This is a genomic window from Prochlorococcus marinus CUG1417, from assembly GCF_017695975.1.
GTDB lineage: Bacteria > Cyanobacteriota > Cyanobacteriia > PCC-6307 > Cyanobiaceae > Prochlorococcus_A > Prochlorococcus_A marinus_AG.
Genome location: NZ_JAAORN010000001.1, coordinates 290,574 through 304,502, shown reverse-complemented (window position 1 = coordinate 304,502; position 13,929 = coordinate 290,574). Strand labels below are relative to the sequence as shown.

The following is a 13,929-nucleotide window of genomic DNA, read 5'->3' as shown; positions in this document are numbered from 1 at the left end:
ATAATTCTGTAATCAAAGAAGAAAGATATGACATTTTCGCAAACAATAACTATATAAATAATGATTCATGCAAGAATAGAAATCGATTATTTTTTTAGAGACATTAGATGACTCCATTTAGACCAACTTCATATGATCGCCCTGGAGAACAAATATCAACTACTCCTTCTGGATTAAAAGTAACTTCTGCAAAGAGATTAATGGTGGATTCAATGGTAAGAATGATACAAAAAGCAGAAAATCATTCTGTAGAAGATAAACTTGACGAAGAATCTAAAAATAATTAATCAATTCATTGATAAAAGTATAGGAGAGTGGAAATCTATTAGAAGTACACACACTTTAGCTTTTCAGGAATTTGAAAACTCAACTAGTAAAATACATATAAAACATATCAACAAAAAAAATAAAAAAGTCGTTAATATTTTTAAAAATTATAAATTCAGTTTAAACCTAGAGAGCATAGCTATTTCTATAAACTGGCAAGCTATTAGTGATTGGGACAATAATGATATCCGTGAGGGAGATGAAACTATTCTGATTTTTTTACCCGAAGATGAAAAATCAGGAATTGTTTTAAGAAATAAAGGTTATACAGAATCCTTTATTTCATCATCCAATTATTTTGTTGATGAACAAAATAATTTACACATTAAAACTATTTATAAATCAACAGTTTCCGAAGAAAGAATTTCTTTTTTATCCACTCATGTAAGATCCAGATTTTCTACCATTAGAAATCTTGAAAATAACTCAGTTATACAGACGTCCCATACTTCAGAGATAAGGAATTTAGCTAGTTTAAAAGATTAATTATCCTTTCAAATTGAAACTCTGTTTCAGATATTAATTTAGGAAGAAAGCTTTTGTTTCCACGCATATTATTAACTGTTGAATTCAAATCAGAGATAGTTGCATCTCGCATTAATTCAAAAACCCTTCTTGCATTTCTTAAAGGTACCCCAAGAGCAAGATAAGTATTTTTAAGATCCATCAAACAACTTTTTTCTAAAACTGATTCGTCATTAGAAATTAAAAGATAAGCAACAATCCTTAGGATTATTTCTCCATCTCTTAAACAAACGGACATCTTGTTAGTTGTATTTAAAGAAATTTTTGAATTAAGTGAATCGTGATTTTCGCAAATCATTGCTGTTACAGCGTCTGCTGCGATTGCATGTGAATTATTGGTTATTGAGGTTATTGCATCTAATCTTGAGTTTGCAGTATTAATAAATTCTTTTATATTGCTTAAATCATTTAATTTTTTATCGGCTGACAATAGTTGATTATTCTTTGAAACTGACATTCCTTTATTAAAAATTAAAGACCGATCTTAAGAATAATACAAAGCTAGTAAAAACAATACAATTTCAAACTTAACGCAACGCTTCTTAATTAATAACTTCATTCCAAAGTGATAGTTGAAATAATTCAAAAAAAAAATTTTTTTTTCGCTAATATAAAACTACATTTTTTATAAAGTTTTGGATCAACAGGATTTAAAATTATCAAAGAAACTTATTTCCTCATATAAAAAGAGATTGGAAAAAGAAATTCTAGACAGAAGTATGAAATTAAAGATGCCTCAAAATAAGTTTGAAGAAATAATTAATAACAATAATGAACTTATCAATTTAAAAAAAACGTTAGAGGATCTAGAAACGGAATCTGAATCTCATAGTAAAGTCTGATTTTTGAAAAACATTTCCAAAAGTGCCTCAAACCAACAATTTCCTTTTTAAGTCCCTAAACAATCAACAACTTCAAGCAGTAAAACATGTTTACGGACCACTATTAGTTGTAGCTGGTGCAGGTAGCGGAAAAACTAAGGCTCTTACTCACAGAATTGCAAACCTTATTGAGGGTAACTCTATAGATCCCTATAACATTCTCGCAGTCACTTTTACTAACAAAGCTGCCAAAGAAATGAAAGCAAGATTAGAGGTTCTTCTAGCCCAAGAATTAGCTTTTAATCAATTTGGTCAGCCTTGGACAACTCTCAAAGAAATTGATCAAAATCAATTAAGAACAAACGTTCACCAAGAGAGGCTTCAGAACCTTTGGATCGGTACTTTCCATTCTTTATTTTCAAGACTTCTGAGATACGATATTGAAAAATACACTGATCCAGAAGGCCTAAAATGGACAAGACAATTTTCAATTTATGATGAAACAGATTCTCAAACATTAGTAAAAGAAATTATCAGTCAAGATATGAATCTTGACCCAAAAAGATATGATCCCAAAAAGATTAAAAGATTAATAAGTAATGCTAAAAATCAATGCTTAACTTCTAATGATCTTTTAGAAAAAGCAGATAATAATTTTGATAAAACAGTTGCAGAAGCCTACAAGAGATATAGGATTTCGCTCTCAAAAAATAATTCTTTAGACTTTGATGATCTTCTACTTTTACCTGTGTTCTTGTTGAGGCAAAATGATATAGTCAGAGACTACTGGCACAAAAGATTTAAACATATTTTAGTTGACGAATATCAAGATACAAATAGAACACAATATGAACTTATAAAATTAATTACGGCTGGAAATACTGAACCAAAAAAATTCTTCAATTGGGAAGATCGGTCAATTTTTGTAGTTGGGGATGCTGATCAAAGTATTTATAGTTTCAGAGCGGCTGACTTCAGAATTTTAATTGGTTTTCAAGAAGATTTTAAAACTTCAATCAATGACGATACAAAATCATCTTTAATTAAATTAGAAGAAAATTATAGGTCATCTTCCAATATCCTTGATGCTGCAAACTCACTAATTGAAAATAATTCTGAAAGAATTGACAAAGTTTTAAAGGCTACCAAAGAAAAAGGGGAACTTTTAACATTACTCAGCTGTGATGATGAAATTTCCGAGGCAGAAGCAATTACCAATAAAATAAAATCACTCAATAACTATAATCAAAACCCAATTTGGAAAAATTTTGCAATTTTATATCGAACCAGAGCTCAGTCGAGAGTATTAGAAGAATCTCTTGTAAGGTGGCGCATTCCTTATACAATTTTTGGAGGATTACGTTTTTATGATAGAAGAGAGATTAAAGATGCAATAGCATATTTGAAAGTTCTGGTTAATTCTTCAGATAACGTTAGTCTTTTACGAATCATAAATGTTCCTAGAAGAGGGATTGGTAAGACTACTATTCAAAAACTTAGTGAACTATCTAATAGGTTAAATATCCCATTATGGGAGGTTCTTAATGATAAGCAAAGTCTTGAAGAAACAATAGGCCGATCATCAAAAGGAATTAATAAATTTACTGAAATTATGAATGATCTACTGTGTTACCTAGAAAATTCAGGTCCCGCTCAACTATTACAACTTATATTAGAAAAAAGTGGTTATTTAAGTGACTTGCTCTCTAGTGGGACTGAAGAATCTGAAGATAGAAGAAATAACTTACAAGAACTAATTAATGCAGCCACTCAATATGAAGAAGAAACAGAAAGTGGAGATGTAGAGGGATTTCTTTCTACAGCAGCCTTAACAACTGATAATGATACAAAGAAAAATAACCCTAACTCTGTAACTCTCATGACTCTGCATAATAGTAAAGGTTTAGAATTTCAAAATGTTTTTATCACTGGACTAGAACAAGGTCTCTTCCCGAGCCATAGATCAATAGATACTCCCTCACTTCTGGAAGAGGAAAGAAGATTATGCTACGTAGGTATTACTAGAGCTAAAGAAAGAGTTTTCTTGAGTCATGCCAGAGAAAGAAGATTATGGGGTGGAATGCGAGAAGCAACAATTCCTTCAATATTTCTTTCGGAAATACCTGAAGATTTAATGGATGGCGAATTACCACAAACTGGTGGTGCTTCAATTAGAAGAGATTGGCATCTTGAGCGTTTAACAAGAGTTGATAGAAAAAATCCAAATGAATTCGTTAACAAACCAATAAATGCAGTAAGGAAATTATATTCAGGACCTCGTAAAGGGAAAAGCTGGATAGTTGGAGATAAGCTAATTCACTCAAAATTTGGGAAAGGTGAAATCATACATATTTTTGGGAGTGGGGAAAAAATATCTTTAGCAGTAAAATTTGGTGATAAAGGAAGTAAAATTTTAGATCCCAGATTAGCTCCAATTCGTTATGTAAGTTAAAACTAATGAACGATATCTCTGATTACATCCAAACAGAATTAATCAAAACTCCATTTAATTTATATAACCTTATTACTAAATACATTGAATCTAATAACAATATTAAAGTAGCTTTTGTTGGCGGTTATTTAAGAGATTTATTAATTAGTAAATTCCACAAAAAATCTTTTTCTAAACCTGTAGATATAGATCTTGTGATTGAAGGTTCCTCTATCTCTCTGGCAAAATTTATAAAAAAAAATGTTGTAAATGTAGATATATGTTTAATCAAGGAATTTAATTTATACAACACCGTAGAAATAAATATTAATGACTTTAAAATTGATATTGCTTCTGCAAGAAAAGAGACTTATTCTGCACCAGGCTTAAATCCCACAGTAACTAATAGTACTTTTGAGGATGATCTTAAAAGGAGAGATTTCACGATAAATTCAATAGCATTTGAGGTCTCGACAAGGAAAATCTATGATCCTTATGGAGGAATTTCTGATATAAAAAGCAAGAAATTGAACCTACTTCACAGTAAAAGTATTTCAGATGATCCAAGTAGATTAATTAGATGTGCAAAATATGCTTCAAGGTTAGATTTCAATATCTCAAATAATTCCCTCAAACAATCTCAAGAAACAGTTAGACAGTGGCCATGGAAAAGTTCAGAAACTCATCAGCAAATGATTTACCCTCCTGCACTCGGCATAAGAATAAGGATGGAACTAGCTCAAATATGCAAACACGATAATTTGACTAATGTAATTTCGATAATTCATAAATGGGGAATTATCTCAATCTTAAATGAAAATATTAAAGTCGATAAAAGATTTTTAAGAGGACTAAATTGGATTAAGAAGTTAAAGGGAAATCATATGCTTTACTTATTAAAAGATTCAGAAAATTTAGAAAAAGCATGTCAAAGATTTTTGGTAAATAATAGTGAGATAAAAATATTAGAAGATTATATAAATATCAAAAAGATATTAAATACAAACCAAAAAACTTTCAATCATTTTTCTCCATCAAGTTGGACAGAATTTATTGAGGACAGAAACCTTAATGATGAGACAGTTAAATTATTAATTTGTGATGGAGGAAAATACTGGAGTAAATTGTTTAAGTGGTTATTTATTTACAAATTCATAAAATCAAAAAAAGATGGAGAAACATTAAAAAAAGAAGGATGGGACTCAGGGGAGGAGATGGGCAAGGAAATCAAAAGATTAAGATATTTGGAAATTGACAAATTAAATAGAAATTAATTACATTTCTACAACCTCTCCAACCTTGTACCATTTATCCTTTAGAACATTTTCATATTTACGATTGCAACTAATCAACAAGGGTCCACATGTTTGAGGATCTAATAGTAATGATATTCTCTCTTTAAAAGTCTCTTGATCTAATGAATTTTCGTTTAAAAAATGAATTATTCTTTTTTGCTTATTTACTTTATAAATTTTGTCAAAAATTTCTTTATTAGATTCAAAGAAAGTACTTTTAACATCTTTTCTTATTAAATCAAATACTCCAGGATAAGCTTTAAATGCAAATAAATCTAATAAAACTTTTAGTGGCTCAAGATTATTGCTTTGCCTATATAAATTAGATGATTCAACCATTTCTTTAAGATGTCCAATAAATCCATATCCAGTAATGTCAGTCGCAGCGCTGACTAATGATTCTTTAAATTGATTTTGAAAAAGATATATTTCATCAATCAAATATTGCTGACTCTTTACTAAATTATTAATTACTTCAGAAGAACTGCCTAGAATATTAATATTTTGCATTTGACCGGCAAAGTAAATCCCAACGCCCAGAGGTCTAGACATCATTAGAATATCTCCAATATTCATTCCAGATTTAAGCCATGGTTTTGTTCCATTTTTTAAAATACCTTGAACTGTTAAAGAAATATCTATTCCAAATGAATAAGGTTTATTTACTAAACTTCTTGCCTCGAAAGTATGGCCTCCAAGTAATTCACCTCCATGATCCTCAACTGTTGATTTAATACCTTGAAGTGATTGAGAAAAGAGGTAACTCTGAAATTCCCTTTCAACTTTTGGTAATGAAATTAAAGCCTGCGCGGATGAAAGTTTTGCTCCGCATGCCCACAAATCTGAGCATGCATGCAAAGTAGTAATTTTTGCATTAAGCCAAGGATCACTTACTAAAGCAGGAAATCCATCTACACTTTGCAAGATAATATCTTGACCATTTTGATATACCTCAACTGCATCTTCAGGTGATGAGGCAAAAGAATTTAAATTAGAATTTATTAATGATTTATTCAAAACTAACTGAGGAATTTTAGCTGCACATCCTCTGCAATCATTCAATGAAATATTTTTTTCACTACTCTTCATCATTAGCCTTTTTGATCTGAACTTTTTAATAAAGTTGAGATCAATTTTATGCTTTAAAATCCAAAAAATAAAAGAAGGGCCGAAAACAAAATTGCGATAAATAGCAAAAGCCTTTAGATGATGGCTTGGAAATATATTTACTATTTGCAATCCAATCTTTTGAGGAAACCACTTTTTTAATGATCTCCCTTCTATATCTTTTTTTAGATTTTGTACTAATTTATTTACAACTTTTACTGCAAAAACTCCCGATGCTGGTCTTTTTGCTGAACCTACAACTGCGCAATCACCGACAGCAAAGATTCCAGATAAACTTTTTATCTGTAAATTCTGATTTGTAATTATTCTGCCATAAGAATCCATATCTAATAATTTTTTTTTTGCCCATAACGGAGATGTATTTCCAGTGCATAAAAGAATTTTGCCATAATCAAAATTAAGTTTTTCAACTAATTCAATATTGGAATTCCATAAACTTTTTAGAATTTTATTATTAATTTTTCTTGAATCACATAATAGTTTTAAAGGTCTATCTCCCCATCTTTTTCGCAAAGCATATGATACCTCAATTGCAGCAAGGCCACTCCCAACAATTACAAATGGAAGTTCATTAAATGAATCAAAAATGTCCTCTTTTAGTATTGAGTCATAAGCCATTAAAAAAGGTTTAATTGAAAAAGCATTTCGATTTTTAACTAGTGATTCAAATTCTTTTGGAATTATTGTTTGACTTCCATAATTAAGTACCAACTTAGAATAATTAATTGAAGGTCTATCATTACTTAAGATAATTTTCTTTAAATTGAAATCAATATCCTTTACTTCTTCTTCTATAAAGGAGACTTTTGCATTTTTTGCTAAAGATTTTATATCAATTAAACTCTCTTCTAGAGTGATTGATTTTGAAATCACCGATGGGAACATCGCCGAATAAACCAAATGAGAATCTCTAGATATAATTGAAACAGGAATTTCTGGCATTAATTTCGGAAACATTAACCATTTCTTCAATAAAGAAACATTTGAGTGTCCTCCTCCAATTAGTACCAGATGATTAAAAGTCATTTACATCACTATGAATAAAGAACATTTATTACCAATTGAAAAATCAAGATTAGGGGTGATTGGTGGAAGTGGATTTTATTCAATGGATCAAATGGAGTACTTAAGAGAATTAGAAATCAATACTCCCTATGGTAAACCTTCTGATTCAATAAAAGTATATAATCTTGGAAACCTAGAGATAGCATTTATTCCTAGACATGGCAGAACACATAGTTTAAATCCTTCTGAAATTCCTTACAAAGCTAATATTTGGGCACTAAGATCGATAGGAGTAAGATGGATTATTGCTCCATCAGCAGTTGGTTCATTACAAGAACAGATAAGGCCACTTGATATAGTGGTCCCAGATCAATTTATAGACCGGACAAAAAATAGACCCGCAACCTTTTTTAACGAGGGAGCTGTTGCTCACGTAACTATGGGAGATCCCTTCTGCACAAATTTATCACGTATATTAAGTGAAATCGGAGAAAAAAATATTCCTGGCGGTAGACAATTACATAGAGGGGGTACCTATTTAGCAATGGAAGGCCCCGCTTTCTCAACTAGAGCAGAATCTAATTTATATAGAAGTTGGGGATGTTCAATAATTGGAATGACGAACCACACAGAAGCAAGATTAGCTAAAGAAGCTGAAATAGCTTACTCCTCATTATCTATGGTTACTGATTATGATTGCTGGCATCAAACTCATCAAGAAGTTTCTGTAGAGATGGTTTTGGATAATCTTAGATCAAATACTGAAGTGGCTAATAAAATAATATTTGAAGTAGCTAAATTAATTGAAAAAGAAAGACCAAAAAGTAAATCTCATTTTTCATTAAAAGATGGATTAATAACCCAAAAAGAAAATATCCCTAGCTCTACAAAAGAGAAACTAAGGATATTTACTGATTCTTATTAGGATTTTTTGATATAAGTGATCATCAGGTCAACGTAAGAGTTTGTTAGCCTCCAGCTCCAACCCCTTGGTATGAACCATAGAAAAATATACCTAAAACGAAGATAACTGCAATTCCACCTGCTGTAGCAACAAGCCATAGAGGAAGGGTTCCTTCAGTCCATCTTCTTTCCCATGCAACTGCTGGTCTACCGTCGGGAAGTCTATCTGGAATTCTTCCATCAGGTCCTTTTAATTTACTCATGATTTTAATTTAATTGAAAAAGTAGCTGGAAAATAAAATTCCCAATACAAAGACTGATAATAAGCCTAAATAAAGGCTTGTACGATTAAGTTCAACTGGAACTTTGTTAGGATTTTCGTTTACTTGCATGATAGTTAAATTTATCGGGCTACGAATTGCATAGCAGCAATTGAACCTAAAAAGAATACTGATGGAATAGCTAGAGCGTGAACTGCTAGCCAACGGACAGTAAATATAGGATAAACGCGGACTTCTGCAGCCTGCATTGGAGCTTGAGAATTAGTCATTTTTATTTTGTTCTTAAATCTAGTTGAGATTTAGCTTCATATCTTTGTGTTACAACAGGTGCTTTAGATTCAGATGATTGGAAATAACTATCTGGACGAGGAGTTCCGAAAGCATCGTATGCTAAGCCTGTATATACAAATAAGAAGCCTGCTATAAAGATAGCTGGTAATGTTACTGCATGAATAATCCAGTACCTAATACTGGTGATTATTTCAAAGAATGGGCGTTCACCCGTTGAACCTGCGGCCATAATCACAAATGTTTACCCTATGATCTTACAGTGTAAAATCATAAGTTCGCGAAGAAATTAACAGGTTGGTTACAGACAGTTGCTAAATCTTTCAAAAATTAATTTTTTTTTTACTATTAACTCAAGTTATTCAAAGTTAGCTATTCCATTTAAGGATATAACCACGCTCGCCAAGTACAAATCCTTTTTGTTTGTCTAAAGCCTCCTTATCAAGAAAAACTATTTTAATGTAGTTTGTTGGCAATTCAGAAGCAATAGGATCTCTATTCCAAGTTTTACCTTGGTCTTTGCTTACTATTAAAGTTCCATTACCCCCGCCAGCCCATATATCACCATTTGGATCCCATCCCATGTCTAGGTAATTGTATCCATTAAGAATTGGTATAATAGGTTTTGACCAATTTTCTAGGTCATTAGTATCTTCATTAAATCTAATTTCTGCTCCTCTAGAAAGCATCCATAAACTTCCTTCTGGATTAAAACCAATACTTTGAACTCTTTTGCTACTAGCTCTTTGATGAGCTATCCATGCATTACTATCCTTTTCCAAAGTAGAAAAGAAATTACCTAAACTACTTACACTGACATAATCTCCTTTATTAGTTCTTCTTAAATCTCTTACACCTCCAGAACCAGATGCATCTACAACTTTTGCATTCCATGATTCACCACTATCTGATGTTTCATAAATAGCCCCTGCAGTGGTAGCCAATTCTGCAACACCAGCATCGACAGTTGTTATTAGAAATGGTTGGCCAGGTAATTTGTTACCTAGAGATAAACGTGTCCAATTCTTTCCCGCATCAAGTGTGTGCATAACTAATGAGGGCTGACCAATTAACCATCCCTCTTCACCTTTAAAATCAATATCTAGGAGACGAAAGTTCTCTTCACTTGGTAAATCTAAATTTCTTTTTTCCCAAGTTTCTCCACCATCATTAGATTCCATAATAAGTCTATTAGAACCTACTAAAAATCCATTTTTTTCATCTATAAAATCAACATCTAGCGCATTAGCTTGGTCCTCAAACTGAATAGTTTTCCAAGGGCTGCTATCACTCAACTTTACTCCTGTAGATGAACAACTGCTCAATACAAAACAAAGAAGAACTGATAAAAGAAGATTAGGGATACTGGTAATAAATTTTTTCATTTGTATATATTAATGCAAAGAGTACAAAGAAAGGAACATAGCAGCCGCAAACGCCAGACCTCCAAAAATCAATATATTTTTTTGTCCAGGAGGCAAACTATTAAACCCAAACCCATAAACTAAATTTTCTTCAAAACCACTAGGTTTAGATTTAGGACCTATATCTTTATAAAAATTTTTACCGGCTCGACAAACAGGACAAGCGAAGGTATTCCCATCCAACTCTGAAAAAGGAGTATTTTTAGGTATGTTTAATTTTTTATTTCCTTCAGACGGATCATAAATATATCCACAACTTCTACATTCGAATCTATTTTGTTCTAGATTAAAGGTAGGTTGTTCAACATTTACTCCTGAGGGATTTTCAGAAAGTTTCTCTTTCTCAAAATCTTCAACTATTTTGTTTTCCTCAGAGGCTGGTTGAATGTTTTCACTCACGGTTTATTATTATTCTTTAAGAACTTTAAAAGATTTTGCCTAATTAAGCGACTTTTATTCAAAATTAATTTTTCAAGATGTTTTTATTAACTGGCTATGAATACTTTTTAGGTTTCCTTCTAATTGCTGCAGCTGTTCCAGTATTAGCTCTTGTTACTAATCTCATCGTTGCCCCAAAAGGCAGAACAGGGGAAAGAAAACTTACATATGAATCTGGAATGGAGCCTATTGGAGGAGCATGGATTCAATTTAATATTCGTTATTACATGTTTGCCTTGGTTTTCGTTATATTTGATGTTGAAACAGTATTCCTTTATCCTTGGGCTGTTGCCTTCAATAGATTAGGATTATTAGCTTTTATTGAGGCTTTAATCTTCATTGCAATACTTGTTATTGCCCTTGCGTACGCATGGAGAAAAGGTGCTTTAGAATGGAGTTAAAACATTGAATCCACAATTATCCCCAAAAGCAATAAGAGAAATCCGAGAAGGAACTTGTAATCCTCTTGGTGCGCCCCAAGTTACTACAGATTTAAGCGAAAATATTATATTGACAAGTTTAGACGATCTTCATAATTGGGCCAGGTTAAGTAGTCTATGGCCCCTCCTTTATGGGACAGCTTGTTGTTTTATAGAATTTGCTGCCTTAATTGGATCAAGATTTGATTTTGATAGATTTGGATTAGTTCCTAGAAGCTCACCACGGCAAGCAGATTTACTAATAGTTGCAGGAACAGTAACGATGAAGATGGCACCCGCGCTTGTAAGACTTTATGAGCAGATGCCTGAACCAAAGTATGTTATCGCTATGGGTGCTTGCACAATTACAGGGGGAATGTTCAGTGCAGATTCTACAACTGCAGTTAGAGGCGTTGATAAATTGATACCAGTTGATTTATACCTCCCAGGATGCCCACCAAGACCAGAAGCAATTTTTGATGCTGTAATTAAATTAAGAAAAAAAGTTGGTAATGAATCAATATTAGAGCGCACAAAAACAGAACAAACTCACAGATACATAACATCTGATCACGAAATGAATCTCGTTTTCTCAGAAAATACAGGTGAATATCTAAACAAAACTTCAGCCAACGTAATACCCCCTTCCAAAAAAGAAAAAGTAACTGAATTTCCCGAAAATACCAAAACTGAAATTTTTGATACTAAAGAAGATTAATGGAAAAAGACGATATAGCCCAATCTGCTGATTTATCCTTAGAAGCAAGTGGATTTGTTAGTCAAAATTTATCAAAGGATGGAATTCCAAATCAATCTTTAGCAAATGATCACTTAGGTATAGAAAACATTTCTGTGGAACCAAGCAAATTATATGAAGCAGTATCTGCCTTAAAAAATTACGGTTTCAACTATCTCCAATGTCAAGGTGGCTATGATGAGGGGCCTGGGAAAAATCTTGTAAGTTTCTATCATTTTATAACTGTTGATGACTTGCAAAAAATTGGAAAGATTAAAGAAGTTAGATTAAAAGTCTTTTTAAAAAGAGATTCGAATTTATCAATCCCTAGTTTGTATAAAATTTTTAAAGGTAGTGATTGGCAAGAAAGAGAAACATATGACATGTTTGGAATAAATTTTGTTGACCATCCAAATCCCAAAAGACTTTTAATGCCTGAAGATTGGAGAGGTTGGCCATTGCGAAAAGACTATATTCAGCCAGACTTTTATGAACTTCAAGATGCTTATTAATTTAATTTCTTTAGTTTACGATACATAAACATAACTGCTCTTGCTAGTCTCCTTGGATCATGCCTAAGGGTTGGAGTTATCCTTTTTGAATATAAGGGTGCCTGCAAAACATAATAACCCTCAGATAATAATTTTTCTTTATTACATTCAACAGGTTCCGCCCCTCTACTTTCGTAATAATCTATTAATGGAGAACTTTCAAATTGGATTTGCGATAAGATTCCGCTAAAAATTCGAGTATTAACTCCAAAATTTGAAAGTTGTTTTTCTATTGATTTGATATGTTGATAAACATCAAGTCCATCTGTTTCTCCTGGTTGAGTCATTAAATTACTTATGTAAATTTTAGGAGCATTACTTTGCAATAAAGCATCTACTATCTCTGGCACTAATAGGTTAGGTAACAAAGAAGTATAAAGACTTCCTGGACCAAGAACAATCAAATCAGCATCTTTTATTGATTCAAGAGCACTTGGGAGAGCTGCAGGATTTTCTGGTAGATAACCAATCCTTGAAATTAATTTTTTAGATTTGCTGATGTTACTTTCACCAAAAATTTTTTCACCATCCTCTAATTCGGCCCATAACATAACATCAATATTAGTTGCAGGCAAAACTTGACCTTGTACAGCCAAAACCTTACTAGAGGCTTGAACTGCTTTTTCTAAACTGCCTGTGATTGTTGTTAAAGCTGATAAAAATAGATTTCCAAAACTATGTCCCTCGAGACCACTTCCCTCTGAAAATCTGTACTGAAATAATCTAGTTAAAATAGGTTCTTCATTTGATAAGGCTGCCAAACAATTTCTAATATCTCCTGGAGGTTGCACACCTAATTGTTTTCTAAGAATTCCACTACTTCCACCATCATCGGATACAGTTACAATTGCTGTTATATTGCTGCTGTAATTTTTTAATCCTTTTAACAAAGTAGATAAACCTGTACCTCCGCCAATCGCAACAATATTAGGTCCTCTATTTAATTTACTTTTAACTCTTAATGCATCAACTAAAAATGTATTTTTTTCAGGGACAAGCGCTTTTTGAATAGAATTAATACTTCTATTTTGTCCAATCCATATTAATATAATCCCAATGACAGAAATTAATGGACCCAATATTGTAACAGGTAAGATTTTAGTTAAGCCTGACAATAAACCAAAAAATATTTCAGTAAACCAATAAAGGGGGCTTAAATTTGTCCAAATTGACAGACCCAATAATAAAGTTAGAAATCCTATTGCAGATGTAAGCATCCATCTTTTTATTACCAGTCCTGGCAAAAGCCAACTCAAAATTCTTGAAATTTTATTCAATAGATGAAAGTTATACTTTTTATGGTATTTGTACAATCTTCTAACTCTTTTTTTGCGCTTATTCATTAAAAACCTCTTTA

Annotated in this window: 18 protein-coding genes; 9 read left to right on the top strand and 9 right to left on the bottom strand. The window is 32.0% G+C overall.

Annotated features, from left to right (window positions below; genetic code table 11):
• Positions 1-107 precede the first annotated feature (107 nt).
• On the top strand, positions 108-287 hold the full coding sequence (locus HA140_RS01655; RefSeq protein ID WP_209039466.1) for a hypothetical protein: 180 nt from the start codon (positions 108-110) through the stop codon (positions 285-287).
• Positions 262-813 carry a phycobiliprotein lyase gene (locus HA140_RS01650; RefSeq protein ID WP_209039465.1) on the top strand — a complete coding sequence of 184 codons (552 nt, stop codon included), beginning with the start codon at positions 262-264 and terminating at the stop codon, positions 811-813. Before HA140_RS01655 ends, HA140_RS01650 begins: the two co-directional genes overlap by 26 nt.
• On the opposite strand, the gene HA140_RS01645 is transcribed toward HA140_RS01650, so the two are convergent.
• Positions 797-1,309, bottom strand: coding sequence for an R-phycoerythrin subunit beta (locus HA140_RS01645; protein WP_209039464.1), 513 nt, complete (start codon positions 1,307-1,309; stop codon positions 797-799). The genes HA140_RS01650 and HA140_RS01645 overlap by 17 nt on opposite strands.
• A gap of 178 nt (positions 1,310-1,487) precedes the next feature.
• Between HA140_RS01645 and HA140_RS01640 the strand changes: the two genes are divergently transcribed.
• The 3 genes from HA140_RS01640 to HA140_RS01630 are packed head-to-tail and all read left to right on the top strand — an operon-like array spanning position 1,488 to position 5,378.
• On the top strand, positions 1,488-1,694 hold the full coding sequence (locus HA140_RS01640; RefSeq protein WP_075449222.1) for a hypothetical protein: 207 nt from the start codon (positions 1,488-1,490) through the stop codon (positions 1,692-1,694).
• Between the two features lie 22 nt (positions 1,695-1,716).
• Complete coding sequence (locus HA140_RS01635) at positions 1,717-4,125, top strand: UvrD-helicase domain-containing protein (RefSeq protein ID WP_209039463.1); 2,409 nt, start codon at positions 1,717-1,719, stop codon at positions 4,123-4,125.
• A gap of 5 nt (positions 4,126-4,130) precedes the next feature.
• The gene (locus HA140_RS01630) at positions 4,131-5,378 is read left to right on the top strand and encodes a CCA tRNA nucleotidyltransferase (RefSeq protein ID WP_209039462.1); all 1,248 of its coding nucleotides are present in this window, start codon (positions 4,131-4,133) and stop codon (positions 5,376-5,378) included.
• Here HA140_RS01630 and selD read toward each other — a convergent pair whose 3' ends face one another.
• Entirely contained in the window at positions 5,379-7,553 is a 2,175-nt protein-coding gene (selD, locus tag HA140_RS01625; RefSeq protein ID WP_209039461.1) for a selenide, water dikinase SelD, read from the bottom strand.
• Positions 7,554-7,563: 10 nt separating this feature from the next.
• Here selD and mtnP point away from each other — a divergent pair, with 10 nt between their 5' ends.
• On the top strand, positions 7,564-8,457 hold the full coding sequence (mtnP, locus tag HA140_RS01620; RefSeq protein WP_209039460.1) for an S-methyl-5'-thioadenosine phosphorylase: 894 nt from the start codon (positions 7,564-7,566) through the stop codon (positions 8,455-8,457).
• Between the two features lie 43 nt (positions 8,458-8,500).
• Here the strand turns inward: mtnP and HA140_RS01615 are convergent, their stop codons facing one another.
• From HA140_RS01615 to HA140_RS01590, 6 genes are all read right to left on the bottom strand, one after another.
• The gene (locus HA140_RS01615; protein ID WP_011375864.1) at positions 8,501-8,698 is read right to left on the bottom strand and encodes a photosystem II reaction center protein J; all 198 of its coding nucleotides are present in this window, start codon (positions 8,696-8,698) and stop codon (positions 8,501-8,503) included.
• A 9-nt stretch (positions 8,699-8,707) separates the two neighbouring features.
• A complete protein-coding gene (locus tag HA140_RS01610) occupies positions 8,708-8,827 on the bottom strand; it encodes a photosystem II reaction center protein L (RefSeq protein WP_002806119.1) in 120 nt (39 codons plus the stop codon).
• An 11-nt stretch (positions 8,828-8,838) separates the two neighbouring features.
• The gene (psbF, locus tag HA140_RS01605) at positions 8,839-8,985 is read right to left on the bottom strand and encodes a cytochrome b559 subunit beta (protein ID WP_011375863.1); all 147 of its coding nucleotides are present in this window, start codon (positions 8,983-8,985) and stop codon (positions 8,839-8,841) included.
• A 2-nt stretch (positions 8,986-8,987) separates the two neighbouring features.
• On the bottom strand, positions 8,988-9,236 hold the full coding sequence (gene psbE, locus HA140_RS01600; RefSeq protein WP_002806020.1) for a cytochrome b559 subunit alpha: 249 nt from the start codon (positions 9,234-9,236) through the stop codon (positions 8,988-8,990).
• 136 nt (positions 9,237-9,372) lie between these two features.
• Positions 9,373-10,389: a photosynthesis system II assembly factor Ycf48 gene (locus HA140_RS01595; protein WP_209039459.1), complete on the bottom strand. Its 1,017-nt coding sequence runs from the start codon at positions 10,387-10,389 to the stop codon at positions 9,373-9,375.
• Between the two features lie 9 nt (positions 10,390-10,398).
• Complete coding sequence (locus tag HA140_RS01590) at positions 10,399-10,827, bottom strand: rubredoxin (protein WP_209039458.1); 429 nt, start codon at positions 10,825-10,827, stop codon at positions 10,399-10,401.
• Between the two features lie 77 nt (positions 10,828-10,904).
• Here HA140_RS01590 and HA140_RS01585 point away from each other — a divergent pair, with 77 nt between their 5' ends.
• From HA140_RS01585 to HA140_RS01575, 3 genes are read left to right on the top strand one after another with little or no spacing between them, the layout of a single operon-like run.
• Positions 10,905-11,267 carry an NAD(P)H-quinone oxidoreductase subunit 3 gene (locus HA140_RS01585; RefSeq protein ID WP_011817786.1) on the top strand — a complete coding sequence of 121 codons (363 nt, stop codon included), beginning with the start codon at positions 10,905-10,907 and terminating at the stop codon, positions 11,265-11,267.
• 4 nt (positions 11,268-11,271) lie between these two features.
• On the top strand, positions 11,272-12,003 hold the full coding sequence (locus tag HA140_RS01580) for an NADH dehydrogenase subunit K (RefSeq protein WP_245156174.1): 732 nt from the start codon (positions 11,272-11,274) through the stop codon (positions 12,001-12,003).
• The gene (locus HA140_RS01575; protein WP_209039457.1) at positions 12,003-12,533 is read left to right on the top strand and encodes an NAD(P)H-quinone oxidoreductase subunit J; all 531 of its coding nucleotides are present in this window, start codon (positions 12,003-12,005) and stop codon (positions 12,531-12,533) included. The genes HA140_RS01580 and HA140_RS01575 overlap by 1 nt, the downstream gene beginning before the upstream one ends.
• On the opposite strand, the gene HA140_RS01570 is transcribed toward HA140_RS01575, so the two are convergent.
• Positions 12,530-13,915: a gluconeogenesis factor YvcK family protein gene (locus HA140_RS01570; RefSeq protein WP_209039456.1), complete on the bottom strand. Its 1,386-nt coding sequence runs from the start codon at positions 13,913-13,915 to the stop codon at positions 12,530-12,532. The two genes, HA140_RS01575 and HA140_RS01570, sit on opposite strands and share 4 nt — an antisense overlap.
• Positions 13,916-13,929 lie beyond the last annotated feature (14 nt).